This is a genomic window from Cyclobacterium salsum (assembly GCF_010119245.1).
Taxonomy (GTDB): domain Bacteria; phylum Bacteroidota; class Bacteroidia; order Cytophagales; family Cyclobacteriaceae; genus Cyclobacterium; species Cyclobacterium salsum.
Genome location: NZ_WNKG01000006.1, coordinates 258,343 through 284,761 on the forward strand (window position 1 = coordinate 258,343; position 26,419 = coordinate 284,761).

A 26,419-nucleotide genomic window follows, 5' to 3' on the forward strand; every position below is an offset into this window, starting at 1 on the left:
GTTGATTAGAAAATGCTATTTGATTATAGGTTTGATTTCCATTCCCTTTCTGGTACAAGGGCAGGTCAACCAATGGATTGATTATGATCGGGACTATTATAAAATACCTACGGCTACCGACGGGGTGTACCGATTGAGTTATACCACGCTTTCTGCTTCGGGTATTCCGGTAGCGTCAATTGACCCAAGAGAAATCCGGGTGTTCCACAGAGGGAAAGAAGTGGCGGTAACTATTCAGGGAGAAGCCGATGGAAGCTTTGATCAGGTTGATTACCTGGAATTTGTCGGCAGGCGAAATGATGCCAGTCTGGATGAAGGATTGTACGAAAACCCGGACTGGATTCCAAATCCATATTACAACACCTATAACGATACTACTGCCTACTTTTTAACCATTTCTCCCGGAGAAATGGGTAGCCGGATGGGCGAGATTTCAATGGATGGCGGTATGGAGGAAGCGGCTTCTTACCAAAAATCCGAATTGATCCAGTATTCCGAGCAGTATGCGATGGGGAGAATCTATTTTCCTGGGGTAAGGTTGTCAGTGTATGATCAGGGACAGGGATGGACATCTTCAATCCTGTCAAGGGGTTCGAGTAGGTCCATAGCGTTTACCGACCTGGGCAGGGTAGTGGGTCAGGGGACTCCCAAGATGGAATTAAGCTTGCTGGGCAGATCCGAAACGCCCCATTTATCGTCGGTACAAGTAGGTCCTTCAGTCAACGCATTGAGGGAATTGGGTCAATATAGCTTTTCGGATTTCCAAAGTAGGATTATTGAAGAGGATTTGCGCGTTTCAGACTTTTCCCCGGACGGAAACGTATTTATCCGTATTACTTCTTTGGGAGAAAATAATGCAGTGGATAACATTTCCATCAATTATGCCAGGGTAAATTATCAGACGGCGATAAGCCCGGGAGATTTTGATAAAGAATTCTTTGGCTATGAGGATGGTGGAAAAAAGATAAGTGTACCCGATGTGAACGAAAGTTATGTTGCGTTTGAAATAGAGGATATTTACAACCCAATAAAACTGGAATTGGCCCAATCGGGGAGTACGTTGGAATTTCCAGCGGGTGTCAGCGGAAGGTCGGGGAAAGTCTTGGTTCAAAGGATGGAGCAGGTCATAGAGCCTAATGTTTTACAACGGGTGCGATTCCGGAATTTTTTGGATCAAAATGCCAATTACCTGATCATCTCCCACGAGCTTCTCAAGAGGCCTGCCACCAATTATGGTGATCCGGTAAGTGCTTATGCGTCTTATCGTGCAACTCCAGCCGGTGGTGGTTTTGATACCTTGACGGTTACCGTTCAGGAGTTATACGATCAGTTTTCTTATGGAGAAAAAACGCCCTTAGGTATTCGTAATTTTTTGAAAGTTTACCAAAGCCGCTTTAATCCCGAATACTTGCTGTTAATAGGAAGAGCCTATGGAATGATCAATACCCGAAGACAAGGAGGAGAGACGTATTATTATCGCAATAATCCTTCCCTTTTTGGATTTCAGGAATTGATACCTGCTTTTGGTCTGCCCTACTCCGACAATCGGTACGCGGTAGGGCTGGACCCGGAAGCTCCGCTGGAACAGCAAATTGGTATTGGCCGGATTCCAGCAAAGACCCCGGACGATGTGGCGGCCTATCTGGATAAGGTCAAGGTAAAGGATGCTCTAGGTGTCAGCGAACCCTGGCAAAAAAACCTCATTCATCTCAGTGGGGGACGCTCCGCCTTTGAACTGGAGCGGTTTTTTAATTTTCTAAACGGGTTTAAAGCAGTGGCAGAAGATATTTACCTTGGGGGAAAGGTAGAAACGGTCCGGAAGCGGTCCAATTCAACCACAGAGCTTATCAATATTTCGGATGAAATCAATGAGGGGGTTGGACTGGTAACCTTTTTTGGTCACGCGGCACCTTCCACTACGGATATTGACATTGGATTTGTAAGCGTCAATGAGATGGGGTATCGAAACCAGGGAAAATATCCCGTTTTATTATTGAATGGCTGTGATGCAGGGAATGCCTATGGGGACGCTTACACTTTTGGCGAAGACTGGATCGTAACACCCGAAAGAGGCGCTTCTAATTTTCTCGCCCATGCCGACATTGGGATTGATGTGTATTTGAGAAGGTATAGCGAGTCCTTTTATGCGAAAGCCTTCGCTGATTCTTCACTGATCCACCAAAGCTTGGGAAAGGTAAAAATAGAGGCGGAAAAATTACTTTATTCCCGATACGGTGATTCGGAGGTGAACCAGTCACATGCCAACCAGATAATCATGCTGGGAGATCCTGCGGTTCGGATGTTTCCTGCAAAAAAAGCGGATTATGTCCTCTATCAGGACGAAGTTCAGCTTCAGGGTGTAGGAGGGGATCCGTTGAATTCCCTTTCTGATTCGCTGGAATTATCCCTGCTGGTACGAAATCTGGGGCGGGCATCCCTGGATTCGGTGACCTTGGATATCGAAAGGAGGTTGCCGGATGGTTCGGTGGTGGTTATGGAAACCGAGAATTTAAAGCCCGTTTTCAGACAGGATAGTCTATTTCTGACCATTCCTAACAGGGGGATCAATTCATTCGGGGATAATGTATTTACCCTGTCCGTGAATAAGGAACGCCAATTGGAGGAATTGACCTATGCCAATAATTCGGTTTCGGTATCATTTTTTGTTCCTTTGAGTGGGACGCTTAATTTATTTCCGCTAGAATATGGGATCGTTAGCGAACGCTCTTTGGAGTTAATTGCCCAGATGCCGGGTCTGGCCAGAGAAGAACGGAACATGGTCATCCAATTGGATACGGCTGCAAATTTTAGCAGCCCTAAAAGAAGGGAGGTGAGGATTACTACCGATAATCTCGCCAGCTGGGAAGTAGACCTATTTTCTGATTTGCCCCTTCAGGACTCGGTTACCTTTTATTGGCGTACACGATTTCTAAACCCAAGAGAGGGTGAAAATGATGCCTGGAATGAAAGTAGTTTTTCCTATATAGACAAGGGACCGGAGGGCTGGACACAGCGAAAACTCCCCCAATTTGCCCAAAATCAGTTGGACCGTATCCGTCTCAATTTGTCTGAGAAAGAATGGCAGTTTCAGGAAACGGCATTGAATATAGATGTATTTACGTTTGGAAGAGAAACAGAGGGATATAGCGTGGAAAATACGCAAATTATGCTCAACGGAGTTTCCTACATTTTGGATACCTTCAATCGCTTTTGCCCGAATGGTTCGCTGGGATTGATGGCTTTTGACCACCAAACGCTAGAACCCTACTTGCCAGTACCTTTGGTTACCATAGATGTGCTGGATCCAAGGTCCTGCGGTCGGGTTCCTCAGGTAATCCAAAGTATTCGAAATGCGAATATCGTCAGGGAGGGACAGACCATGCTGCTGGATTTTGTGGATGGCATGAAGGCCGATGATTATGTGATTATTTTTTCAGTTGGGAACGTAACTTTTTCGGACTGGCCGGATGAGGCCTATCTTAAATTAAAAGAATTAGGGGCCAATGAAGCCACCTTGCGTAATTTACAGTCCGGTGATCCATACATTTTATTTGGCCGGAAGGGCATAGCCCCGGGGGAGGCCATTGAGGTGGTACCGGATCCCGAAGCAATTTCTCCCCGGGAATCTCAGGTGATTACCTTCGAGACTGACATTACCGGTTATTTTCCTTCCGGAAGAATTCTTTCACCACGGATTGGGCCGGCTTCTGATTGGGTCAGTTTTTTCAATGAAATCAACGAAAATGCTCTCCTAGCCAATGAATTTAGCAGTTTGGACGTAGTGGGAGTTACTCCGGATGGTGGGGAAGTGTCCTTACGTTCAAATATTCAGGAAAAGGAGGTGGATTTATCTGTTTTTGATGCTGAAAATTACCCTTTCCTCCGATTGAGGTATGCACTCGAGGAGCTGGAGGAGAATGAATTGCCGCAACTGTCCAAATGGCAGGTGAATTACACCGGAGTCCCGGAGGGAGTGTTGGTTCTGAAAGATCGGCGAACGGAATCGCTACTTCGGGAGGGAGAAGAAGACGAACTGGAATTCGATTTTGTAAATATTTCGAAACACGATTTCCCGGATTCCATTACCGTATCTTATGCCTATCAAAATCAGGATCAACGCACCCTTGTTACGGGCAGTAAAAAAATTCCTGCCGTAAAGGCTGATTCCGCAGCGACCTTTACCATACCTTTTGACTCCAAAGGCAAAGCGGGCAAAAATTCCTTGAATGTATTTGCCAACCCGAGGATTTTTTCCGAGCAGTTTTACAGAAATAATGTGCTGGATTTACCTGGTTTTTTTACGGTTCAGGGGGACGATTTAAACCCTGTACTTGACGTTAGTTTTGATGGCAGGTATATCATGAACGGGGACATTGTATCCCCAACGGTGATTGTTTCCGCATTGGTCAAGGATGAAAATAAGATTTCTTTGAAACAGGATACGGTTGGCATGGAATTGTGGATCCGTAAACCCTGTGAAACCTGTGATTTTGAACGGGTACCCTTTAGTAATCCGAAGGTAAAATGGTTTGAAGCCACCGAGAATTCGGATTTTAAAATTGAGTATCAACCGGGCCCGCTGGAAGATGGGAGGTATACCCTTCGTATCAATGCGACGGATGCATCGGGTAATGCAGCCGGGTCCGAGCCTTATGAGGTAAACTTTGAAGTTATTAATGAAAGTCGGATTACCCATTTTTATCCGTACCCCAACCCCTTTAGCAGCAGTGTACGATTTGTATTTACGCTCACCGGATCTGAAATTCCGGATGAAATAAAAATTCAGATCATGACGATTAGTGGAAAGGTGGTCAAGGAAATCTTTCAGGATGAGCTGGGACCGGTGACCATTGGCAATAATATTTCCTCCTATGCCTGGGATGGAAAAGATGAGTTTGGAGATCAGTTGGCTAACGGGGTGTACATTTACCGGGTGTTGGTCCGAAAAAATGGTCAGTTTATGGAGTTACGGGAAAGTGCCGGAGATAGAGCCTTTAAAAAGGGATATGGGAAAATGTATTTACTTCGGTAACGTACTCCCAACCAAAATGAGTACGTCTTTTTCAACCAGAGCATATACCGAGTCGTTTTCAGCAACGTTTTTCCAGTAGGAATTCGGTTTGAAAATTACCAACACTTCTTTCCCTTCCATAAGAGAGGCCAGGGCCATTTCTTTTTCCTTTTTTCTTTCGGGAGCACTTATCGGCTCATTTTTTCCATCAACGAATCGGAAAGCAGGATCCAGGCGTATTACCTCCCGATCCATAAATGAGAGCATGAGTTTTTCAGGATAATCCGTCCGAATGATCGCATGTTCCTGAGGAAGCATGGAGGCAATTTTGTCTTTGAGGTTACTGTGATGAAAAGACTTTGCTTCTGTCAGGGAGGAAACGCTGTCTCTTTTCCAAAGTAGCAAGTGTCCGGTGAAAGTATGGCCAGCGATGAGAAGGGCCAGTACGAGCAATAGTCGCTTCTTTTCGGTCCGGATGAGAACAATCCATAAAGCCCAGGAAATTACTAACAAATACGGAAATAAGGTCCGGGAATTGACCTCCTTATATCCGGTCCATTGCTGGAAGGCAAGAAAAAACAGGGAATAAACACCTCCGAAAAGCAACAGGGGGTAGAGCTTGTTTTCTCTTTTTCCCTGGTGAAATACCAGGAATAACCCTAAAAAGCCTACCCAACAGATTCCCAGGGCGAAGGCCAGTGCTCTGGGGATGTATTGACTCAGCGTGTCTGAAATAAACAATCCCAGGGTAACCTGCATCCAGGTGGCGAGGTTTTCATAAAAGAGATACAAAGATGCCCCGATCCCCTTCGCCTCTGGCTGGGTTACATGAAAATGTAGAATGTTTTCCGGTATGGCCCACTGGTAACCCACCCAGGATATCAGACAGGAGAATGCTACCAGGAGCCACCCTTTTTTTCGGGAAATAAGCGTCCAGATGATCAAAAGAGGAATGAGAAACAAGGCGTTCAGTTTCACCCAGATCAATAATGCCGATAGAATAGCCATCGCTGGAAAATAGTATTTTTCTTCCTGATCTCCCCAAACGAACCAGTAGAGCCAAATCAACAAAAACACGTAAAATACGCTGTCTGCATGCGCACTGCCTAGCACCCGAAAGGACCACCAGGACAACAAACTCAACCCGAAGCTCAAAAGTACCCAATAGAATTTTTTCCCAGCATGCAAGGCGATTTTATAAATCATCCAAAGGGATAAACCGATCGCGATCACATTTAGGATCAGAATTTTTTCAAATAGTGGCAGGAACGATAAGGGGGGCTGATCCAGCAGGAAGGGATAAAAAGGAGATAAAGAGGTTAGGAGGTTTGGGAAGCCATGGATAATTCGCAAATAACTTAGCGTGTCGGGGCTGAGGTAGGACCCGAATTTCCAAAAACTAACAATGGATGCTCCCATCAGCAAACTAACCAGTATGGCAAGTCCTGTCAAAGGGTATTTATTTTCTTTTTTGGGAGCCGTTTGCTTTCTTGTATCTCGTTCTTCCATTTGGGAATTGCTGGTTGAATGCATTTACTCACTAAAAACCTTCTTTTATCAGATTGTAATTTATACAATTTATTTATGAATATTGCCTGTTTTTTATGTAAATTTATATCCTAATTCAAATAATTATTGTACTATAAAGGTATTATCAGCAGTTTCTTTTATAAGAAATTCACTTCTTTGTATGCATTGGTTGGAAGGGAAGATAAAAAAAGGTACCGATGGTCTTTGTGATCAAGTTAATAAATTTATTTATTCAACGAAATCTTTCAGTAATAAAGGGTTTTGGGTATCTCCTATTGTTCATTTTTGTAAGTCCACTGGATAATTTCGGCCAAACCTACGGGGGAGCGACCCGTATTTATACTGATTTTGATGGGTATTGGACCTCCGCTGTGGGAGCTATTAATCCGGTGCAGCCGGATGATTCACATCATTTGTTGGGATTTACCTGGCAGGGAACGGTCTATTCGACCGGTGTGGATGATGGACGATTGGTGTCTGAAGGTGTTCCCCATTCCGAACAGATTTATCAGGCCTTTCCAGTCAGAAATATTCAGCCAAAAAGTTCCGGGACTTATATTGGGTTGGCGCAGCTTTACGATGGGGTAGATGGCGGCATTTCAGATCCCCCGCCATTTGCCGTACCTCCCAATCTCTCTGCCTTTCTTACCGATGGGCTTCAAGGGCTGGATTACGGTACAGGCGTAGCAAATTTAGCCGCTGGCAATGTGATTTTTGATTTTTCGGGCATCATTGATCCCACTCAAATAAGCGATGGTATTCCAGATATTCTGGTGACCCAGTTTGCTGATCCAAGTGCTGCTTTGGATGAAATTTTTCTTACCGATGAAGATGGAAATCAAGTAGGAAATTCGTTAAGCATCAATCATACGACCATTGATATTTTAGGGCAATGGTCAGCTGATTTTTACGAACTGGATGGTAATTCTGCTGCCTTTACCAAAAGTTCCCGGGATCTCCGACTATGGGTAGCGGAACTAGAATCCTTTGGCATTAATATGGGAAACTACCAGGATGTTAAAAGTTTGCGCTATCGCTTAAATGGCAGCAGTGACCTCGCTTTCGCAGCTTACAAAGTCGGCGTTTTTGATATTGTGGCGGCAAATAATGACGAAGGATTCACCAATCAGGAAGAACCGGTGGTATTAACTGTTTTGGATAATGATTTGCCTGGCGAAATCCTTGATCCCGCCTATCTAAGTATATTGGCAGGACCCCAAAACGGGACGCTATCCATCAATTCAGACACCGGAGCGATCGAATACACGCCCGACCCGGAATTTTTCGGAACCGATCAGTTTACCTATGAAATTTGCGGAGATGGTGGCTTGCAATGTGATGAAGCACTTGTAACGATCGAAGTGAATCAGGTAACCCTGCCGGTGAAATGGGTTCGTTTCTATGGTCATGTAATAGAAAATAGGGGAGTCGCTTTAAAGTGGGCAACGGCAAGTGAAATAAACGCTTCTTACTACGACATCCAATCTTCTATGGATGGAAAGAAATGGCAGGTACTGGACCAAGTGGATGGAGTGGGATATGCGACTACTCAGGTAAACTACAGCCACTTTGTTCCGGTTCAGGGGGATGGCAGAATGTATTTCAGGCTACATCAGGTAGATCGGGACGGGCAATCAAGCTATTCTGAAATTTGGGCGGCAGAGCTTTTTAGTCTGAGGGAAAAGAGGACAGTGCTCTATCCCAACCCGGCTACCACTGAAATCAGGATAGATGGGTTGCAGTTCTGTGAAAGTGAAATTCGAATAGTAGACCTTTCCGGCAATGACTGCACGGACCTGGTGTCCATCGAAAACCCGGTTCCCGGTTCGGTTCGGATTGAAATAGCCTCCTTATCGGAGGGTATTTACCTTGTAAAGGTAGGGGGACAAACGTTTAAATTTAAAAAGTTTTGAGTTTAGACGAACCACCCAGACTGAATTGGTGGAAATATTTTGTAGTTTTAACGGCCTGAAAGGCAGCTTTCCAATCCATTCAAGACCAATTGCCAATCGAGTACATATGAAAACCAGTAGAAGAAATTTGTTAAAAGGGTTGGGGCTTGGTGCTGTAGCGGCTTTAGCTCCATCCACTTCATTCTCCCAATCAGCTAAAATAGCTAAATTCCGTTATTGTCTGAATACCAGCACCATCCGGGGGCAGAAGCCAGGACTTCGTAAATACATAGAATTAGCCGGAGAAGCCGGTTACGATGGCATAGAAGTTTGGGTGGAAGATGTAAAGCAATATCTCGCGGAGGGGCATCCTCCGGCGGAGCTTCGGCATCTAATTCAGGATAATGGGCTTAAGGTAGAGAATGCAATTGGATTTGCTCCGTGGATGGCAACAGACGAGGCTACAAGTCAGCAGGGCTTTGAGCAAATGGAAGCGGAGATGAATATGCTGGCTGAAATTGGTTGTAACCGAGTAGCTGCGCCGGGTATTGGTGCGGAGGCTCCTGTTGATTTGATGATGGCTGGGAAAAAATACAAGGCCTTGCTGAACCTGGGAAGAAAGACAGGAGTGATGCCGCAATTGGAATTTTGGGGAGCATTTGCCCCTTTTCACCACTTGGGCCAGGTGCTAATGGTAGCGGCGGTGGCCAACGACCCGGATACCCGACTGCTTCCCGATGTCTACCATTTATTTCGTGGAGGTTCGGGCTTCGAAGGGTTGAAATTGATTCATGGAAATGCCATAGAGGTTTTTCACATGAATGACTACCCGGCTAATATACCCAGAGAGCAGCAGCAAGACAAAGATAGGGTTTATCCAGGAGACGGAGTAGCTCCTCTACCGGAAATTATTGCGGACTTGAAGCGGATGGGGGGAGATAAAGTACTTTCTCTGGAGCTGTTCAATCCGGTTTACTGGGAAAAAGATCCGCTCGAGGTAGCGAAAACGGGACTAATGAAGATGAAAGGTGCCGTTGAGGAAGTATCTATCTAGAAGGGAATAGTTAGAAACAGAAAAGGCGGTTACCAACCGCCTTTTCTGTTTTGAAAAAGGTATTATCAATTATCCCTCCGGGAACGTTGACTCCTGCTTGATGGGGCACTTCGTTGGGTTCTTTGCGTCTGGGGTGCTACCCGTGAGGGCGATTCGCTCCTTCTATTATTTTGATAACTTCTGGTAGGACTAGGTGCCGTGCTGCGCCTGACGTTCCTACTTTCCGGGGCCGGAGCCGATCTCCTTACGGATGTATTGGACCGGGGAGTGGATTTAGTTACCCTTCCCTGGGAGGGGCTGCCCGACTGCATCCTTTGTGTGGAGGGTCTCGCCTGTCGCTGCACTGAGGCGGGGGAAGGTCTGTTCGTCACCCGTGGCGAAGATGGCGTGGGCCGCACCGCTTGGGAAGCCGATGAGTTATTTCGGCGATTGATGGTCGCATTGCGGCTTTCCGGAGCTGTTTGCACACTCCTGTTTGCCTTACTGGCCCCCGATACCTGATTGTTTCGGTCCATTGACCGATTTGGGGCAACGGTTCTTCTGCTTTGATCCAATGCCGCACTCGATCTTCCAGTTGGTCTTACGGAACGATTGGCAGAGCGGCTATCCGGAATAGGGTTATTCTGAAGCACTTCTGACCTTACCCTATTTCCAGTAGTACTGCTGGGTTGCGTAACTCGTCTTTCCGAACTGACCTGCTGATTGCTGCGGGCAGTATACTCTCTAGAGGGTATATAATTCTTTGGTCTGGAAGCAACCTGCCTTCTATTGCTTGCCTGTGGTGTTTGAACGTCAGGCCTATAAAGGCGTACGCTGTTATTCGCAATAGCGGATCTACCGGGTCTTCGCTCTTCTCGTACTTCAAATACAGGTACATTTCTTCTCGTCACCTGCTGCAATTCCCTTCTACTAGGTCCGGCCACATAGCGGTGGTTATTATAGACGTAAGTATTGTTGATGATCGTCGTTTGATTGTATATGAGATTTACATTTCTTCCGGGAAGGTAATACCGATAGATATTCCTGCTAAGTAACCTTCTTCTAGGCACGAATACCCAGTGTGAATAAACCGGATAATGGACGGATGCATAGAATCGCGTTCTGGGCCCCAATGGAAACCAACCATAATAGCCTCTACCGGATCTCCAATTGACCCATGCAGGACCCCATTCATAGCCCGGGATCCAGGCCCAGCCATAAAAATCGCTGAAAAACCACCTGCCGTAGTGGAAAGGTGCCCATCCCCAATCATAGTTAGAGACCCAGGTGTTGCCATAAGTGGACATCACCCAATGGCCATTGGTACGGTAGGGCTGGAAATTCCTTTCTGCGTAAGGAATCCATATAAATCCGTAATGTGGATCTTCCACCCAATCTCCATAGGGACTGAGTTCGTCATAAAATACCTGAAAAGAAACGGCTACGGGAGCCGCCTGGCTTACATTAGTAACCCCAAGTATAAATAGCAACAGGGGCAGAAAGGCGTACCAGGAGATTTTCTCTAGCCGGGATGAATTCAATTTGTATGTTTTCATGGCACCTAACAATTGGTTGTATACCTACATACGACAATAAGTGTACCATGTTTCAAAATCGGTAAAAAACAAAAATATAATTCGAATTTTGAATATTAAATAAAAAATAAATTGGTAAAATGAGTAATTAAAGAATATTAAGCTGTATTTAAAACAGCTATTTTTTCAATATATCAATTTTCTTTGCTACCTCCTCTGCCTCGGCCATTAATTTATCGGATAGGCTACGATTTTGATGAGAAGCCTTGTGCGCTTTTTCTAATAGGCTTTTGTAGCTGTCCTGTAATTTTTCCAGTTCTGTTTTCTTTTTGAATAATCCAAACATATCTTTTTTTTGACTATACAACAGGATTGGTAGCTGGTTGTTTGGATTTAATTAAAATCCTGGAACAAATCACTTTCTTCTGGCATGTTTTCGGGGACTACTTCATCTTCCTTAAAGTTTAGTATATCCTCCAGGTTACCTGACCGGGTATAGTATTTCCAGGCTCCTTCCTTCTGCCCCTCTACCATTTGACCTTCGGAGGCCAATCTCCCATTGTCATGATAATATTTCCAGGTGCCGTCTGGTTTTCCAGACTGGTAATTCCCCTCGGACTCTTTCTGCCCATTGATATAATAGGTTATACGGGTGCCATTTCCATCTTTAAGGGTGCCTGCGTCCAGCGTTTGGGAGCCATCATAAGAATTGTACTCCGTGACATTCATTAGTCGGCCAAACTCCCAGGACTCTTCCTGTGTGAGTTGTTTGTTGTCATAAAAAAGCCCCCACATACCGTCTTCCTTGCCTAGTAAATAGCTTCCTACCGATTTCAGCTGACCACCATCATAATAGTAAAACCATTGCCCGGCTTCATTTCCAAGCTGATAGTTACCTTCCGCAATTAATATCCCGATTTTATTGAAGTATTTCCATAATCCGGACTTAACATCATTTTTATACGCGCCTATGGAATACAATTTGCCTTCGGGGTAGTAACTTTTCCAAATACCGGTGCGAAAACCATTTTCATATTGTCCTCTTACCGATGGCCTTCCATTATTATGGTTTTCGATATAGTCGCCGACCGGTACTCCCAGGTCATAAGTCACTTTTTTGGAAACTGATTTATCCGGAAAATACTCTTCCCAAAGTCCCACCGGAATGTCGTTTTCATACCTTTCGATCCGGGCGGTCCTTCTGTTTTCATAATAATAGGTCCAGGTTCCGGTTTTATTTCCGGATTGGTCATAGTTTTTTTCAGATTCTACTATTCTGGTATCTGGAAAATACTGGATCCATTCCCCAACTTTCTTTCCGTCCTTGTATTTTCCTTCCTCCTGAATCCTTCCAGACGGGGAGTATCTTTTAAAATCACCCTGAGGTTGATCGTTTTCGTAGTTTGCCTCGACAATTAACTCATCATAAGGGGAGTATTCCTTATAACTCCCATCTTTGATTCCCTCTCTGTAAGCTATTTCTACTGCCTTTTCACCATTTTCATAATAAAAAACCCAATTCCCGGATCTTTTTCCATCTACGTAGTTTCCTTCGGTTTTTATCTGTTTCGGGTCGACATATTCTGATCGGGTTTGATTGCCGTAGTACTCCTTGTAGGGGCCGATTAGCACACTGTCCTGGTATACGGCTTCTTTTACCAGAGCTCCTCCGAGATCAAATTCCTGATAAGCACCATTTAGACGGTTGTCTTTATATTCGGCGATAATGCGCTTTTGTTGATTGGAATAATAGCTGATCCATTGGCCATCTTTTACACCATTATCGAAGGTCCCCTGCTGGAGAAGTGTTTGAGTTTTTGGAATGATAAACTTCCAAAGTCCATCCATCTTGTTGTTTACCATTACACCGTTTCCCATGAGGGTGGAGTCTTTGTTGTACAGGTTTACAACCTGGCCTTGTCCAAAAGCAAAATCCAAAAAAAAGAAAGTAAGGAGACCGGCAATTACGTATTTCATTTGTCTATAATTTGCTTCTTAACGGTCAAATGGAATCTCGCATGTTTGATAATCATCCCTCTGCGGGTCGCTTGCGTCATGCTCGATTTCATGGGTTTGTTTACTAATTTAATATGGTCTTACGGATTGCGCCCAATATTGGTTCCAATTTACATTATATAGTTAAAAAACTTTATTTAGCTTGGAAAAAGTTTGGTTTATTTTATTTTTTTTCTTTCAATAAATTTTCTGGGGAGGTTGGATTTACTTTTCTTTTGCGCTTTCAATGAGAGAAAGTAAGGTGATGATCTCTGCCAGAATGGTGTCGGTTAGCGCTTCGGGTTCCCCCAGGGGAATGGGTTTTACCAATTGCAGGTGATCAAAAAATTGCAGGTGATTATCAAGGTTTAGCGAATTGACATTTCTATTTTTTCGATGATCGATGATTTCGCTGTAATCCCATCGGTCCGTCAGGCAAACCGAAAATTCATCCCAGTTTCTCTTTTTGGCAAAGAGGTTTTTTAAGGCCGGATGGTTTTTACCAAAAAACAGGAACAGAAACATCCCTCGACCCCACCAGTGCAAAATTCGGATATTGAGACCTTTATCCATGTCAAAATCTCTGACAATATCTAAAACCTGATAGGGACACTGCCGCAATTCGTTGCCCTTACTAATTTTTATACCTTTTTCCGTGGCATGCACTTCCCTAAGGTTGACGCTTGCGAGTTGATTGCCAACGTCAGAAAAAAGGCTGACGATGAGCCTTTTTGCAGCACTTATTTTCTCGAAAAGTGTTCGGTCCCGGGTGATGGAAAGTAATTCGGTATGGGTAGGGTTCATAAGCTATTTTTTACCACCTGATCAATGCGGAAGCCCAGGAAAAGCCACTGCCGAAGGCGGCGAGGCAGACCAGGTCCTTCGGGCTAATTCTTTGTTGTTCTAATGCTTCCGAAATTGCTACTGGTATGGTGGCAGCGGTCGTATTTCCGTAATGCATAATGTTATTAAATACCTGCTCCTCTTCCAAGCCGAGCTTGGCCTGAACAAACTGGCTGATCCGCAAATTGGCCTGGTGAGGAATGAGCAGATCCAGATTTTTCGGACCCAATTGATGGGCTGCGAGCGCTTCCCGGATTACCTCATCAAACCGGACAACGGCATGTTTGAACACGGTATTGCCATTCATTTTTAAGTTGAACGAACCGGAATGGATTAAGTCCTCTGAAATCCGGACTTCTCTACTGCTGCCGGGATCTTTTACATATAGTTCTTCGGCATAATCCCCATCGGCATGGAGGTGGGTTGAAAGAATGCCCCGGCCGGGCTCCTCAGTTGCCTGGAGTACCACGGCACCGGCACCATCGGCAAATATGACGGCGCTGGACCTGCCTTCGTCGCTTTTGTCCAGGGCTGAGGACTGTATTTCTGCCCCCACCACCAGGATGTTTTGATACATACCGGTTTTGATGTATTGGTCGGCGATGGAGAGCGCGTAAACGAATCCAGAGCAGGCGTTTCGGACATCGAGTGCTCCAATTCCTTGTAGTCCCAACTCCCGCTGAAGCAAGACGCCATTGCCGGGAATAAAATAGTCGGGGGTGATGGTAGCGAAAATGATAAAATCAATTTCGGAGGTTTTTACTCCGGCATTTTTGATAGCCTTTTCGGATGCCTGCTTGGCCATGCTGGTAACGGTATCTTTTCCAGGGGTAAACCACCTTCTTTCCTTGATTCCGGTACGCTCCACGATCCAGGCATCATTGGTATTCATAAGAGTGGAAAGTTCATCGTTCGTGACGATTCGTTCCGGCAGGTAGTGGCCGGCCCCGGCTATAAGGGAGTTTTTCATGGTGTTATTGGGGCATTTTTGATTGGCAAGTAGGGTAAATTATTATTAAAAATCAATTTTGGCATCGATTACGAACTATTTTATAAGATGCATTCCAATGCAAAACACCCATTATTTACTTAGGAATAGTAATCGCTTCTATTGAAATAAAAATTCAAATCCTACCCGCTTCTTTAAGCTTCCAGTATCGAAGCAGCCCGCTTACCGACATCCAACTCGGATTGGCTAACTCATACAGGTGCTGCACCGCTGGGCTTGCCCCGGCAGCAGTCATTTGATTCTCTGTATGTTCCATAAACTCCCTCTCAATTAATTTCTTTTCAGTCCCTGCCTGGAAATGGATTTTTATCCATTCGGCCCAGTCGTCTAGTACCTCTTTCAGCTGGTCAAAATGCAGCCTGGGATTTGTTACCACCCCATAATGGGTCAGGTATAATTTATCTGGTTTTTGTGCCAGAATTTTATCCATGGATGCCTTCCAGTCCTCCAGATGAATGTCCGGCGGTGGGCAGGGAGGGACTATCGGTCCTTCGTTAATTTTTACCCCTGCCACATCTCCTGTAAAAATGCATTGATCCAGTTTCCAGGCGACATGGTGGATGGCGTGACCCGGCGTGTGAAGCGGCGTGAAGGCCATCTTTCCAATGCCTATTGTCTCAAAGTCCGCTGTTGGGATCAATTTTTCCTTTTCAATGGGTTCCATGCTGCCCCAGAGTTTTTCCATATTGGCTTCCCCGTAAATTTGAGCGGCGGATTGCCAGAGTTTTTCGGGGCTTGCCAAATGGGGAAGGCCGATGGGATGTACGTAAATTTTTGCCCCTGCCTCAGCCAGTTTCCATGCAGCTCCAGCGTGGTCAAAATGGATGTGCGTGAGTAAAACGGCATCGATATCGTTTGGGGTGAGCTGGTGTTTCCGAAGCTCAGATACGAGTTGGGGCCAGGTGCTTTCGGGCCCTGTTTCCACCAAGACATGGTGATTCTGATCTGAAATCAAAAAACTGGCAATGGTATGACCTTCTTTCTGAAAGTGGAGGTCCAGGGTTTTTATCGTGTACATTATCCGAATAAAGTATAATTACCAAATTGATCCATTGGGAGGGTTTTTCGGATCACATAAGGGGTATCGTTGGCTACCTGATTGACCATAGGCGAAACCGTGTATTTCATCATTTCCGAGTCGGGGTACGGTTGAAGCATCTCCAGCAAGGTTTCTTCCGGCGTCTGAAGATCCAACCATTTAGATTCTTGTTCTTTTTTTAGAATCACCGGCATCCGGTCATGAATTTCTGAGGTGAGTTGATTGGGAGCGGTTGTCAGAATTAAAAACGTGTGTGCAATATCTCCTTTTTCTGTTTCGAATTCTTCCCAAATACCTGCGAAGGCAAACAGCTCCTCACCATGACGGACAAACCGATAAGGTACTTTGGTTTTTTTTCCGATTTTTTTCCATTCATAAAACCCATCTGCAGGCACCAGGCAACGATTTTTTTTAAATGCCGATTTGAACGTTACTTTTTCTGTAATGGTCTCTGCCCTTGCGTTGATGAGTTTGGTGGCCACTGGTTTGTTTTTGGCAAAGGCGGGTGTCAATCCCCAATAAAAGTGAGAAAACCCCTTGGGGCTATCGCTGGTTATTACGGGCACTAATTGCGAAGGGGCAATATTGTATCTGGGTTCAAAAGGTTCCAGCATTTCGGCGGCGAACCTGTTTTCCAGATCTATTTTGGTTTTGGCTAAAGAATATCTACCACACATAAGGATTGATTAAAAGCTGAGGGATTTTGTATTGCTTAAAGATAGTTTTCACGCAGAATAAACTCAAGTGCCCGGACTTCGGACCAATAACGCTCATTTTTTGCTCGCGGACTGAAGCCTACATGTCCTCCCTGCCGGGGGTATTGCAGGCAGATATAAGCCGGATTTGCCTCCCATTCTTCTGGATAACAAGAAGCACTCAAAAAAGGATCATTCCGTGCATTCAATACTAAAGTTGGCTTGCGTATTGCGGGCAGGAATTGAAGCGCAGAACATTGTCTGTAATAATCCGCTGCATCCTTAAAACCGTGCAATGGAGCGGTGAAAGCATCATCAAAGTTTCGTAGGGTGCGTAGTCGATGCAGGGATTTTCCCATAACGATTTCTGGGAATTGCACTGCTTTTTGCCGTATTTTTCGCTTCAACGAATAAAGAAAATGAAAGGCATATAGTTTATTATTGATTTTGTCTATCTGCCTGCAAGAGCCATCCAGGTCCAGGGGAACGGAGATGGCCACTGCTTTTTTTATTTTTTGATGGCCCGGCCAATCCTTTTCTCCCAAGTACTTTAACGTCAGGTTACCCCCCAAACTAAAGCCGATTAAATAGAGGAATCGGTAGTTTTTTTCGGCATGAAGCACCACTTGTTCCAGGTCAGGGCTAGCCCCAGAGTGATAAAACACCAGCTTTCGATTGACCGAACCACTACAGCCTCTAAAATTCCAGTTTAGCACATCATACCCTTTGTTGAAAAAGTTTTCGGCCATGCCGCTCATGTAGGGCCGCTGGCTATTTCCTTCCAGACCATGGCTGATGACGACCACCTCTGAACTTCCCTGTTTGAGCCAATCCAGGTCCAGGAAATCACCGTCTTCGGTACTAATCCGTTCTCTCTCAAATGGTAAAGGTATTTTTTTTCTAAAAAGGGCGGGAATTAGGGTTTGCAGGTGACCGTTGGCTAAAAATTGGTGGGGATTGTATTTAGAGTCTTTCTGGACAAACATTCGGTAGCTGGGGGCGTTCCATTAACATTTCTTACGTGAAAATACTATTATTAAATTTGATAAACCTATTTTAAGAACTATTTTTGGATTGCTGAAAACATGAATTCGAATAATTTAACTTATGGCCGAAATAATACGAATGCCCAAAATGAGTGACACCATGGAAGAAGGGGTGATCGCACAATGGTTAAAAAAAGTGGGGGATGAGATAAAACCAGGTGATATTCTGGCAGAGGTGGAGACAGATAAGGCAACCATGGAATTGGAATCTTACGATGAGGGAATTTTACTTCACATAGGCGTGGAGGAGAAGGATTCTGTTCCTGTAAATGGGGTCATCGCCATACTGGGTGAAAAAGGCGAAAATATAGACGAACTCCTCAAAGAGATTAAATCCGGAGGAGATGGAGAGGCGTCCAAAGAGTCAAAAGAAGAGCCGGAAGAAGAGCAGGAGACGACTAAAAGTGAAAGCGATTCCAAAAAAGGAGCTGAAAAGATCGATACATCCGAAATTAATGCTACGGTAATCACCATGCCCAAAATGAGTGATACCATGCAGGAAGGAACCATCGCTAGCTGGTTAAAGAAAGTTGGGGATGAGGTGAAATCCGGCGATGTGCTTGCCGAAGTGGAGACGGATAAAGCCACCATGGAGTTGGAATCCTATGATGATGGTACTTTGCTTCACATTGGTGTAGAGGAAGGGGATTCCGTGGAGGTGAATGGCGTAATTGCCATCATCGGCGAGAAGGACGCTGATTACGAAACCTTATTAAAAGCGCACAAACAACAAAAGGAAAAGCCTGCCGGAGAAGAAAAAGCGGCTCCTAAAGCAGAAAAGGAGGAAGAAAAATCATCACCGAAAAGTGAATCCCAACCGGAAAAGACGGCAGACACGGGGAGTTCCAGCTCCAATGGAAGAATAAAGGCCTCTCCGCTTGCCAAAAAGATGGCGAAAGAAAAGGGCATCGATATTTCGTTGGTAAAAGGCACCGGAGACGGTGGACGGATTATTAAAAAGGATATTGAAAACTTCGATCCGGCCAAAGCTCCTGCTGCAGCCGCTGGCAGTACTTCTGCTGGTATAGGTCAGGAATCCTTCCGTGAGGAGAAAGTATCTCAAATGCGAAAAGTGATTGCCAAGAGGCTTGCCGAGAGCAAGTTTACGGCACCTCACTTTTACCTGACCATGGAAATCAACATGGATAAAGCCATTGAGGCCAGGAAAAGTATGAATGAGGTGGCTCCGGTAAAAATTTCTTTTAACGATATGGTCATCAAAGCGGTCGCGGCATCCTTAAAGCAGCATCCGAATGTCAATTCAGCATGGATGGGAGATAAGATCAGGTATAATGATCATGTCCATATTGGAATGGCGGTAGCGGTAGATGAGGGCTTGTTAGTGCCGGTTATTCGATTTGCTGATAGTAAGTCTCTTTCACAAATTTCTAAGGAAGCCAAAACACTCGCCGGGAAGGCAAAGAACAAAGAGCTGCAACCGAAGGATTGGGAAGGAAATACCTTCACGGTATCCAACCTCGGAATGTTTGGAATCGACGAGTTTACCGCCATTATCAACCCACCTGATGCCTGTATTCTTGCTATTGGAGGGATCCGGCAGACACCCATCGTGAAGGATGGTGAAATCGTACCGGGCAATCTGATGAAGGTTACCCTGTCCTGTGACCATCGGGTGGTGGACGGTGCCATTGGTTCCGCCTTTTTGCAAACAATAAAGAACCTCCTGGAAGATCCCGTCCGGTTGCTTATCTGATGACAGGCCGGAAAAGATTGCAAGTTCAAAAAGTCCTAGGAATAGGGCTTTTTGTTTTTAAAACGAAATGCATACACTTTAGATAATCGAATAATGGAACGACTAAAATCCACTACCGTAGTAGCCATCCGGCATGAAGGTCAGGTAGCCATCGGAGCCGACGGGCAAGCTACTTTGGGGAATACCATTGCTAAAAGCAGTGTTAATAAAATCCGTAAATTACAAGGAGGGAAAATAGTTACCGGATTTGCGGGGTCTACGGCAGATGCCTTCACCTTGCTGGAAAAATTCGAAGAAAAGCTGGGAGCTTACAGTAACAATATGAAGCGGGCAGCTGTGGAGCTGGCGAAAGACTGGCGAACCGACCGGATGCTAAGTAAACTGGAGGCCATGATGATTGTAGCGGATGCTACGGATATTCTTATCCTCTCAGGAACCGGAGATGTGATCGAACCCGACCTGGGCATCGCCACCATTGGATCGGGAAGCATGTACGCACAGGCAGCGGCCAGAGCAATGAAGAAATACGCTCCCCAATTAACCGCGGAGGAAATCGTTAGGGAAAGCTTGAATATTGCGGCCGATATATGCATTTATACCAACCATAATCTGATCTTAGAAAAGGTAGAAAATTAAAAAAGGGGCGCTTTCAGGTACCATGACCTGAAAGCATAAACCGATTATACCTCAAAATCATAGACTTTCACCTGTGACCATTTATCTTTGTGATCATCTACAAAGGCCAGGTGAATGGGATCCGTCTGGTATAGGTCATGTGCTTCCAGATTATCGAAATAGACGGTTAGTGAAATGTGAAAACTGTGATCCACCACCTCTCGGCGGGTGGTACCTGCAGGTTTTCCGAGTTGGTAATCTTTCACACTTTTGGTGCTGGCAATTTTCTTGCAGCCCTCCCAAACGGCTTGCATGTCTTTCTCGGGATGGTGCAACCAGAAAAATACTTGATGTACGATCATAGTGGATTGGGGGTTTGATTTGGATTGAAACGGAATTCCTGCTCCCAGACCAATCGCTGAAAGCGCTGCCATAAATTTTCTTCTCGTGAGCATTCTTTTCCTATGGATTTATATTGGTTCAGAAATATAACGATTAATTGATAGAGTTTTAACGTTACCGGCAAATTATGAAATACAGAAAATTAGGGAAAACCAATTTAATGATCTCAGAAGTCTCTTTAGGAACCTGGCAGGTTGGAGGCGGCTGGGGAGGCACGTTCGATTCCAAAGCAGCAAACCGGATCATCCATGAGGCCATTGATCAAGGGGTTAACTTTATTGATACGGCCGATGTATACGATGCAGGGGCAAGTGAAGCTGCCGTCGGAAAAGTGCTTAGGGAACGAACAGAGGAAGTGTATGTGGCCACCAAATGCGGTCGGCAGGTACAGCCCCACGTCAGTGAGGGCTATACCCCGGAAAGCCTGAGAGGCTATGTAGACGCAAGTTTAAAAAATTTGGGAGTGGAAACCATCGATCTGATTCAACTCCATTGTCCCCCGGGGCCTGTGTATCAGAGAGATGAAATTTTTGGCCTTTTTGAAGACCTTAGAAAAGAGGGTAAGATAAGAAATATGGGGGTAAGTGTAGAAAAGGTGGACGAGGCACTTCAAGCGATGCGCTATTCCAATGTAACTACGGTCCAGATTATTTTTAATATGTTCCGACAAAAGCCTTCTGATCACTTTTTCGAGCAAGCCAAAATTAATGAGTGCGGGGTCATCGTAAGGGTTCCCCTTGCCAGTGGTTTGTTATCGGGTAAAATCACCGAGGAAACCTTCTTTCATCCGGAGGACCACCGTCATTTCAATCGAAATGGAGAGGCTTTTGATAAGGGAGAGACCTTTTCAGGAATTCCCCTGGAAAAAGGGATTCAGGCGGTGAAAGAGTTGAAGGCAATGTTAGGGGAAAAAGCACCACTGGCTTCCCTGGCCATCCGCTGGGTATTGATGTTTGATGCGGTGTCCACGGTTATTCCCGGTGCCTCCAAATTGGAGCAGGTTCGGTCAAACGTGGCAGCAGCCGGATTACCTGGATTTGAAAGAGAAGAAATGGAGGCTATAAAAGCCCTTTATGATAGATATTTCAAGGCGGAAATTCACCCCCAATGGTAGGGATCATTTTCGGAGAGTAGCTTGTAAAAAAAAATGCGCCGCGCTGATTATCTTAGAATCCTTTTTTAAGTTGGTTAGGGTGTAATGGCAACCTTCAAGACGAAGTAAAATGCATGAAACCGGTGGAGCCGCCCAGACTCCACCGGGTTCCATAAAAAATGGAATACCAAAAAGTAAGTTGAAAAAGCTACTGGCTTTAGGCTTTTACTTTTTCGCCCATCAGCAGGACATCATTGACCTGCACTTCCGTAATGTACTTTTTGATTCCGTCTTTGTCTTCGTAGGACCTGCTGACCAGTTTTCCCTGTATGCAAATCTCAGAGCCCTTATCGGTATACTTGTGGATGATCTCCGCCGCTTTTCCAAAGGCGACCAGGTTATGCCAATAGGTTTCCTCGATTTTTTCGCCTTTGTTGTTTTTGTAAGACTCGTTGGTGGCCAGATTCAACCGGACCATGGGCGTGTTACCATTTACGGTTTTAAAATCTGCTTTTGCACCCAGTCGTCCGATCAGTTGGACTTTGTTTTTAATAGCGTTCATGACATGTAAAGTTTTAGTGAGAATTAATACAATTTTCCGATTTGGAACAGGACAAAGTTGCAGACAGGGCCTAAATTTATTCGGGTGTTTTTCGTTTAAAACCGTTTGTAAGCGTTTGTAAACGTTTTAAAACGACTACTAATATTTGTTAAATCACTTTTTATACATATATTATGCATAATTCCATCTTTAAAAAGCTTTTTTATGCCAATACATCCAAAAAAATGTCTAAGTTGCGAAAAGCCATTGGCTGGGCGGGTCGATAAGAAGTTTTGTGATGATTATTGTAGAAACCATTACAATAATCAAATCAAGTCAGGAAGTAATAACTTGATCCGTAATATTAATAATGCGTTAAAAAAGAACCGGAATATCTTGGCTGGTATCTTACCTGACACGGAGGACACGGCCAAGATATCCCGGGAAAAATTATTGGAAAAGGGCTTTCTTTTCAAATACCGCACCCATACCTATACCAATAAAAAAGGGAATGTTTATGGATATTGCTACGATTACGGATACTTAAAACTGGAACAGGACTGGATCCTGGTGGTCCGAAACAAAGAAATTAGTACACGGAACCCGACCCTTGATAAGCAAACCGTCAAACAATGAAATTTGGTTTGTCAAGTTTTTTATCGATCCGGTAAGCCGCATTCAGCATGCCCACGTGACTGTAGGTCTGCGGAAAATTCCCCCATTGACTGCCGGTGTGTTGGTCCACGTCTTCGGAAAACAACTTCAGGTGGTTGCAGTATTTACTCAACGTTTCAAATCCTTCCATGGCTTCATCCAGTCGGTTTACACAAGCCAGCGCCTCGATGTACCAAAAGGCACAAATTAAAAACGTAGTCTCTGGCTCCCCAAAATCATCCTGATGCTTGTACCGGTAAAACAGGTAATCCTTTGCCAATAAATCTTCTTCCAATGCTTTTAGGTGGTTATTGGCACTTTCGATATCCTGTCCGAAATACCCCATGGTGATTAGCTGCAAGGTGCTGGCATCCATGTTTTTGGTACCGATAGCCTGTGCATAGGCTTTTCGCTCCGGAATGTAACAGGCTTCAATTTTTCTAATGGCCTTGTTTTTCAGTTCGATTGCCTTGGCCCGCATTTCGTCATCCGAAAGCCGGTCGGCGATTTTTATGGCTGCACTGGCCCCTGCCCAATGAAAGAGGAAGGTGTAACAATGCTCCTGTTTTAAGTTTCTGAATTCCCATAGTCCGGCATCTTTCTCGTCCATGGTTTCTTCAATTTTTTGCAACAGGTTATTGATAAAAGGCTTGGAATGGCTTTTCTCAGATTCAATAAAGCGCTTGTCAGCATAAAGTGGTAGAAGGCTAACCAGCACCTGCCCGTAAAGGTCATTTTGGATGTGCGTGTAGGCCTGGTTTCCGAAACGAACCGGTTTGTTTCCCATATACCCTTCCAGGTCTGCCACAATTTCCGGTAACTTGGACGAGCCGGAGATGGAATAAAGGGGCTGGTACCTGCCTTTATCATCGGTTGGCAGGTTTTGGATGTACTCAAAATAGCGTTCTAATTCTTCAAAATGGCCTAAATGATTGAATACATTAAGCGTATAATAGGCATCCCGCATCCAGCAGTATCGGTAATCCCAATTTCGGGTGGACCCGGGTGATTCGGGCAAGCTGGAAGTAGAAGAAGCAATGATCCCTCCGGTATCCTCATATTGGTGGATTTTTAGCACCAATGCAGACCGGACGACCAGCCGTTGATAAAAATTAGGGATACTGGTGGATTTCACCCAATTTCTCCAATACTGGCAAGTGGCATTCAGGAACTTTTCGATGGTGCTTTCAATGGGAGCCTCCAGCGGGGAACCATAGGTGAGAACCAGATACACTGTTCTTTGAAGTCTGAATTCTTGTTCTTCCGTGATATAGGTAATGGAACAATTGGTGGTCAGCCTCACGGGTTGATCCCTTCCACCAAATTGAATGTGGTTACTGCCAGGAGTGGCGGTCAGTTTTTGTCGCCCGTAGTTTCCTACCGGCTGGCAATTGATTTTTATTTTGGGTTCCCCGTGCAGGGGCTCAATTTTTCTAACCAGCATTAAAGGTTTGAAATACCGGTCAAAATTAAAAAATCTTGGCGCAAAATCAGTGATTTTGTAGGCCTCTCCGGAAGAAGTTTCCACATAAGTCTCCAGAATGTTGGTATTTTCCAGGTATTCCTGGCGAGAGGTAAAGCCCCCATTTTGGGGCAATACGGTAAATTCTCCCCCTTTTTCTTTATCCAACATACTACCAAAAAGAAAATCGCTATCAAACCGGGGCAAACATAGCCAACTAATGTTGGTGTTTTTTTCAATGTGGGCGATATAGCTGCAGTTACCTATCAGGCCAGTGCCATACGTATGTTTTTCCATCAGAAAGCTGGTTAAGTGTCGATAAGATGCCCATTGCACTTTATTTAAGATAATAAAAAGAAACAGGCCTATAATTTGGCGAAGTTATTAAAAAACAAGGGTGATTGTTAAGGATTTGGTATTATTATTCGCGGATCACCTCCAGAAATTTGCGAGGCACCTTCACGAGCATGCTTTGGTTGATACTTGGAATGCGAATGATAAAATAATCCTGGTTGGATTTTTGGATGCATTCACCCTTTAACCCCTGTAGGGGGCCTCCCAGGATATGGACCATTTCTCCCTGCTCGATGTTTCCGGTGTCCACTTCAACGGCCACACCGGTTTCTATTACGCGTTGGATGGCATCAATTTCATGTTGCTGAACCACGGCATGTTCACCGGAAAAATTAATAAATTTTACCGCACCGCTCACTTGTAAGGATTCCCAAAGCCTTTCTTTGCTGGTATGTACAAAAAGGTAGCCGTTAAATAGTGGCTTTTGCACCTTTTTTTTTCGATCGCTCCATTGCCGGACCTCATCAATGATAGGCAAGTAAACTTCAATTTCCTTTTCTTTTAATCGCTGTGCTACCTTTTTCTCCGCTCTGGGAGCCGTGTACATGACGTACCAGTGCAACTTTTCAGTCATATATTCGAGGGTTAAAAGTCGAAATTACCGAATTATTGGGGCAACCATAAATTATTGAAGTACATTTTTACAAAGGTATGCTAACGAAAAACTCAATAATAATTTTGAATTAAAATAAATGTGTTTTGAAATGTTTAAAATGTATTTTAAATAAATTTTCCGATTTGAGTTTTTTTTATTTACTTTTGGGAAACCAACGGATTAAATGTAACTTAATAGTTGTGGTTACTTTAATTGTGATTATTTTAAATATCAATTTTTCTGAATCGAATGGAGGAACGGTGTCGTTACACCTTTTGTAAACTTTATTCATATTATACTTCGTAGAATTCAGCCTGGTCATTGGCTATTGGGTTGGATAGAAACAGCAAAAACTTAACGCATGAAAATCGTCAATGTGGTATTATCTGGGGGAGTAGGTAGCCGGCTTTGGCCCCTTTCCAGAAAAAGCAAACCAAAACAATATTTGCCCATTTTTGAAGAGCAGTCTCTTTTTGAAAAAACGGTGTTACGGAATGCGACCGTCTGTGATCAGGTCATGGTAGTGGGAGGCGTTGATAATTACCACCTGTCCCGGCAAATTTTAAATGAGAAAAACATCCCTTTCCAGGAATTGGTAGAAGCAAGCCCCCGAAATACAGCAGCGGCCATTGCATTTGCTGCATTTTCCTTACCTGCAGACTCCATCATGCTGGTAACCCCCTCGGACCATCTGATAGGGGATCAAAAAAGATACGAAGCCGCACTGACCCAGGCGGTGAATTTGGCTCAAAAAGGGTTTCTGGTGACTTTTGGTTTGGTGCCAAGCCGTCCGGAAACAGGTTTCGGGTACATCGAACACCAGGAAAATGAGGTGTTAAGTTTTAGAGAAAAACCCGATTTGGCCACTGCCAGGGAATTTTTGGAAAAAGGTAATTTTTTGTGGAACAGTGGGATGTTTTGTTTCACGGCGGAAACCTATCTCAACCAGCTCCAAATGCATGAACCCGAGGTTTATGAAAAATCCAAGCAAGCGCTGGGTCAGGCAAAGGAGGGCTTTCTACCTAAAGAACAAAGCATGGAAATTCCTTCTATTAGTGTGGATTATGCGGTCATGGAAAGGTCTGATAAAATCAGGGTGGTTCCCTCCACTTTTAACTGGTCAGATATGGGTTCATTTGAGGCATTGTTTGATTATTTTCCGGAAGATAGTAAGGAAAGAAAGGGGAATAACCTGGTTTTGGGAACGGGAGAGAAACACGTGGAATTCGTAGGGGTACAGGATCTGGTATTGGTAGAAACAGCAGATGCCATTTTGGTATTGAACCGGGCCAATGCGCAAGACGTTAAAAAGGTGTACGAGAAATTGGAAAAAGAAAATCCCGGACTATTAAACTAAGTAC

The 26,419-nt window shown here is 44.5% G+C and carries 21 protein-coding genes; 8 read left to right on the forward strand and 13 right to left on the reverse strand.

What is annotated here, in order from left to right:
* The first annotated feature begins 19 nt into the window (after positions 1-19).
* Positions 20-5,032 carry a putative type IX secretion system sortase PorU2 gene (porU2, locus tag GJS45_RS12415; RefSeq protein ID WP_235954736.1) on the forward strand — a complete coding sequence of 1,671 codons (5,013 nt, stop codon included), beginning with the start codon at positions 20-22 and terminating at the stop codon, positions 5,030-5,032.
* Here the strand turns inward: porU2 and GJS45_RS12420 are convergent.
* Positions 5,021-6,520: a hypothetical protein gene (locus GJS45_RS12420; RefSeq protein WP_162342165.1), complete on the reverse strand. Its 1,500-nt coding sequence runs from the start codon at positions 6,518-6,520 to the stop codon at positions 5,021-5,023. The two genes, porU2 and GJS45_RS12420, sit on opposite strands and share 12 nt — an antisense overlap.
* Before the next feature lie 218 nt (positions 6,521-6,738).
* Here GJS45_RS12420 and GJS45_RS12425 point away from each other — a divergent pair, with 218 nt between their 5' ends.
* Complete coding sequence (locus GJS45_RS12425) at positions 6,739-8,454, forward strand: Ig-like domain-containing protein (RefSeq protein WP_162342166.1); 1,716 nt, start codon at positions 6,739-6,741, stop codon at positions 8,452-8,454.
* Between the two features lie 106 nt (positions 8,455-8,560).
* Positions 8,561-9,487: a sugar phosphate isomerase/epimerase family protein gene (locus tag GJS45_RS12430; RefSeq protein ID WP_162342167.1), complete on the forward strand. Its 927-nt coding sequence runs from the start codon at positions 8,561-8,563 to the stop codon at positions 9,485-9,487.
* 65 nt (positions 9,488-9,552) lie between these two features.
* On the opposite strand, the gene GJS45_RS12435 is transcribed toward GJS45_RS12430, so the two are convergent.
* The 8 genes from GJS45_RS12435 to GJS45_RS12470 form a co-directional block, all read right to left on the reverse strand.
* Complete coding sequence (locus tag GJS45_RS12435; RefSeq protein ID WP_162342168.1) at positions 9,553-11,022, reverse strand: DUF6600 domain-containing protein; 1,470 nt, start codon at positions 11,020-11,022, stop codon at positions 9,553-9,555.
* Between the two features lie 157 nt (positions 11,023-11,179).
* Positions 11,180-11,347, reverse strand: a complete 168-nt coding sequence (locus tag GJS45_RS12440) for a Lacal_2735 family protein (RefSeq protein WP_162342169.1) — start codon at positions 11,345-11,347, stop codon at positions 11,180-11,182.
* 47 nt (positions 11,348-11,394) lie between these two features.
* Positions 11,395-12,978 (reverse strand): toxin-antitoxin system YwqK family antitoxin, encoded by a 1,584-nt coding sequence (locus tag GJS45_RS12445; protein ID WP_162342170.1) that lies wholly within the window; start codon positions 12,976-12,978, stop codon positions 11,395-11,397.
* A gap of 243 nt (positions 12,979-13,221) precedes the next feature.
* Positions 13,222-13,800, reverse strand: coding sequence for a hypothetical protein (locus tag GJS45_RS12450; RefSeq protein WP_162342171.1), 579 nt, complete (start codon positions 13,798-13,800; stop codon positions 13,222-13,224).
* Positions 13,801-13,810: 10 nt separating this feature from the next.
* Positions 13,811-14,809, reverse strand: coding sequence for a 3-oxoacyl-ACP synthase III family protein (locus GJS45_RS12455; RefSeq protein WP_162342172.1), 999 nt, complete (start codon positions 14,807-14,809; stop codon positions 13,811-13,813).
* Between the two features lie 154 nt (positions 14,810-14,963).
* Positions 14,964-15,866 (reverse strand): MBL fold metallo-hydrolase, encoded by a 903-nt coding sequence (locus GJS45_RS12460; protein WP_162342173.1) that lies wholly within the window; start codon positions 15,864-15,866, stop codon positions 14,964-14,966.
* Positions 15,866-16,564, reverse strand: a complete 699-nt coding sequence (locus GJS45_RS12465) for an SOS response-associated peptidase (RefSeq protein ID WP_162342174.1) — start codon at positions 16,562-16,564, stop codon at positions 15,866-15,868. The genes GJS45_RS12460 and GJS45_RS12465 overlap by 1 nt, the downstream gene beginning before the upstream one ends.
* A gap of 35 nt (positions 16,565-16,599) precedes the next feature.
* On the reverse strand, positions 16,600-17,568 hold the full coding sequence (locus GJS45_RS12470) for a YheT family hydrolase (RefSeq protein WP_162342175.1): 969 nt from the start codon (positions 17,566-17,568) through the stop codon (positions 16,600-16,602).
* A gap of 121 nt (positions 17,569-17,689) precedes the next feature.
* On the opposite strand from GJS45_RS12470, the gene GJS45_RS12475 reads away from it, so the two are divergent.
* A complete protein-coding gene (locus GJS45_RS12475) occupies positions 17,690-19,342 on the forward strand; it encodes a pyruvate dehydrogenase complex dihydrolipoamide acetyltransferase (RefSeq protein ID WP_162342176.1) in 1,653 nt (550 codons plus the stop codon).
* A gap of 93 nt (positions 19,343-19,435) precedes the next feature.
* Positions 19,436-19,978 (forward strand): ATP-dependent protease subunit HslV, encoded by a 543-nt coding sequence (gene hslV, locus GJS45_RS12480; RefSeq protein ID WP_162342177.1) that lies wholly within the window; start codon positions 19,436-19,438, stop codon positions 19,976-19,978.
* Between the two features lie 44 nt (positions 19,979-20,022).
* Here hslV and GJS45_RS12485 read toward each other — a convergent pair whose 3' ends face one another.
* Positions 20,023-20,412, reverse strand: a complete 390-nt coding sequence (locus tag GJS45_RS12485; RefSeq protein ID WP_162342178.1) for a Dabb family protein — start codon at positions 20,410-20,412, stop codon at positions 20,023-20,025.
* A gap of 74 nt (positions 20,413-20,486) precedes the next feature.
* On the opposite strand from GJS45_RS12485, the gene GJS45_RS12490 reads away from it, so the two are divergent.
* Positions 20,487-21,473, forward strand: a complete 987-nt coding sequence (locus GJS45_RS12490; protein ID WP_162342179.1) for an aldo/keto reductase — start codon at positions 20,487-20,489, stop codon at positions 21,471-21,473.
* A gap of 196 nt (positions 21,474-21,669) precedes the next feature.
* On the opposite strand, the gene GJS45_RS12495 is transcribed toward GJS45_RS12490, so the two are convergent.
* On the reverse strand, positions 21,670-22,014 hold the full coding sequence (locus GJS45_RS12495; RefSeq protein WP_162342180.1) for a single-stranded DNA-binding protein: 345 nt from the start codon (positions 22,012-22,014) through the stop codon (positions 21,670-21,672).
* A gap of 375 nt (positions 22,015-22,389) precedes the next feature.
* Here GJS45_RS12495 and GJS45_RS24000 point away from each other — a divergent pair, with 375 nt between their 5' ends.
* The gene (locus tag GJS45_RS24000; RefSeq protein ID WP_317165103.1) at positions 22,390-22,629 is read left to right on the forward strand and encodes a hypothetical protein; all 240 of its coding nucleotides are present in this window, start codon (positions 22,390-22,392) and stop codon (positions 22,627-22,629) included.
* Here the strand turns inward: GJS45_RS24000 and GJS45_RS12505 are convergent.
* Both GJS45_RS12505 and GJS45_RS12510 read right to left on the reverse strand, forming a co-directional pair.
* The gene (locus GJS45_RS12505; protein ID WP_162342181.1) at positions 22,619-24,406 is read right to left on the reverse strand and encodes a glycoside hydrolase family 15 protein; all 1,788 of its coding nucleotides are present in this window, start codon (positions 24,404-24,406) and stop codon (positions 22,619-22,621) included. The two genes, GJS45_RS24000 and GJS45_RS12505, sit on opposite strands and share 11 nt — an antisense overlap.
* A gap of 124 nt (positions 24,407-24,530) precedes the next feature.
* Positions 24,531-25,037, reverse strand: coding sequence for a UpxY family transcription antiterminator (locus GJS45_RS12510; RefSeq protein WP_162342182.1), 507 nt, complete (start codon positions 25,035-25,037; stop codon positions 24,531-24,533).
* Positions 25,038-25,419: 382 nt separating this feature from the next.
* Between GJS45_RS12510 and GJS45_RS12515 the strand changes: the two genes are divergently transcribed.
* Positions 25,420-26,415 (forward strand): mannose-1-phosphate guanylyltransferase, encoded by a 996-nt coding sequence (locus GJS45_RS12515; RefSeq protein ID WP_162342183.1) that lies wholly within the window; start codon positions 25,420-25,422, stop codon positions 26,413-26,415.
* The last annotated feature ends 4 nt before the right edge of the window (positions 26,416-26,419 follow it).

Bases quoted from the DNA above. Each gene is read 5' to 3' on its own strand.
- GJS45_RS12420 (WP_162342165.1), bottom strand. From the start codon at position 6,520: ATGGAAGAACGAGATACAAGAAAGCAAACGGCTCCCAAAAAAGAAAAT.
- GJS45_RS12425 (WP_162342166.1), top strand. From the start codon at position 6,739: ATGGTCTTTGTGATCAAGTTAATAAATTTATTTATTCAACGAAATCTT.
- GJS45_RS12430 (WP_162342167.1), top strand. From the start codon at position 8,561: ATGAAAACCAGTAGAAGAAATTTGTTAAAAGGGTTGGGGCTTGGTGCT.
- GJS45_RS12435 (WP_162342168.1), bottom strand. From the start codon at position 11,022: ATGAAAACATACAAATTGAATTCATCCCGGCTAGAGAAAATCTCCTGG.
- GJS45_RS12440 (WP_162342169.1), bottom strand. From the start codon at position 11,347: ATGTTTGGATTATTCAAAAAGAAAACAGAACTGGAAAAATTACAGGAC.
- GJS45_RS12445 (WP_162342170.1), bottom strand. From the start codon at position 12,978: ATGAAATACGTAATTGCCGGTCTCCTTACTTTCTTTTTTTTGGATTTT.
- GJS45_RS12450 (WP_162342171.1), bottom strand. From the start codon at position 13,800: ATGAACCCTACCCATACCGAATTACTTTCCATCACCCGGGACCGAACA.
- GJS45_RS12455 (WP_162342172.1), bottom strand. From the start codon at position 14,809: ATGAAAAACTCCCTTATAGCCGGGGCCGGCCACTACCTGCCGGAACGA.
- GJS45_RS12460 (WP_162342173.1), bottom strand. From the start codon at position 15,866: ATGTACACGATAAAAACCCTGGACCTCCACTTTCAGAAAGAAGGTCAT.
- GJS45_RS12465 (WP_162342174.1), bottom strand. From the start codon at position 16,564: ATGTGTGGTAGATATTCTTTAGCCAAAACCAAAATAGATCTGGAAAAC.
- GJS45_RS12470 (WP_162342175.1), bottom strand. From the start codon at position 17,568: ATGTTTGTCCAGAAAGACTCTAAATACAATCCCCACCAATTTTTAGCC.
- GJS45_RS12475 (WP_162342176.1), top strand. From the start codon at position 17,690: ATGGCCGAAATAATACGAATGCCCAAAATGAGTGACACCATGGAAGAA.
- hslV (WP_162342177.1), top strand. From the start codon at position 19,436: ATGGAACGACTAAAATCCACTACCGTAGTAGCCATCCGGCATGAAGGT.
- GJS45_RS12485 (WP_162342178.1), bottom strand. From the start codon at position 20,412: ATGCTCACGAGAAGAAAATTTATGGCAGCGCTTTCAGCGATTGGTCTG.
- GJS45_RS12490 (WP_162342179.1), top strand. From the start codon at position 20,487: ATGAAATACAGAAAATTAGGGAAAACCAATTTAATGATCTCAGAAGTC.
- GJS45_RS12495 (WP_162342180.1), bottom strand. From the start codon at position 22,014: ATGAACGCTATTAAAAACAAAGTCCAACTGATCGGACGACTGGGTGCA.
- GJS45_RS12505 (WP_162342181.1), bottom strand. From the start codon at position 24,406: ATGGAAAAACATACGTATGGCACTGGCCTGATAGGTAACTGCAGCTAT.
- GJS45_RS12510 (WP_162342182.1), bottom strand. From the start codon at position 25,037: ATGACTGAAAAGTTGCACTGGTACGTCATGTACACGGCTCCCAGAGCG.
- GJS45_RS12515 (WP_162342183.1), top strand. From the start codon at position 25,420: ATGAAAATCGTCAATGTGGTATTATCTGGGGGAGTAGGTAGCCGGCTT.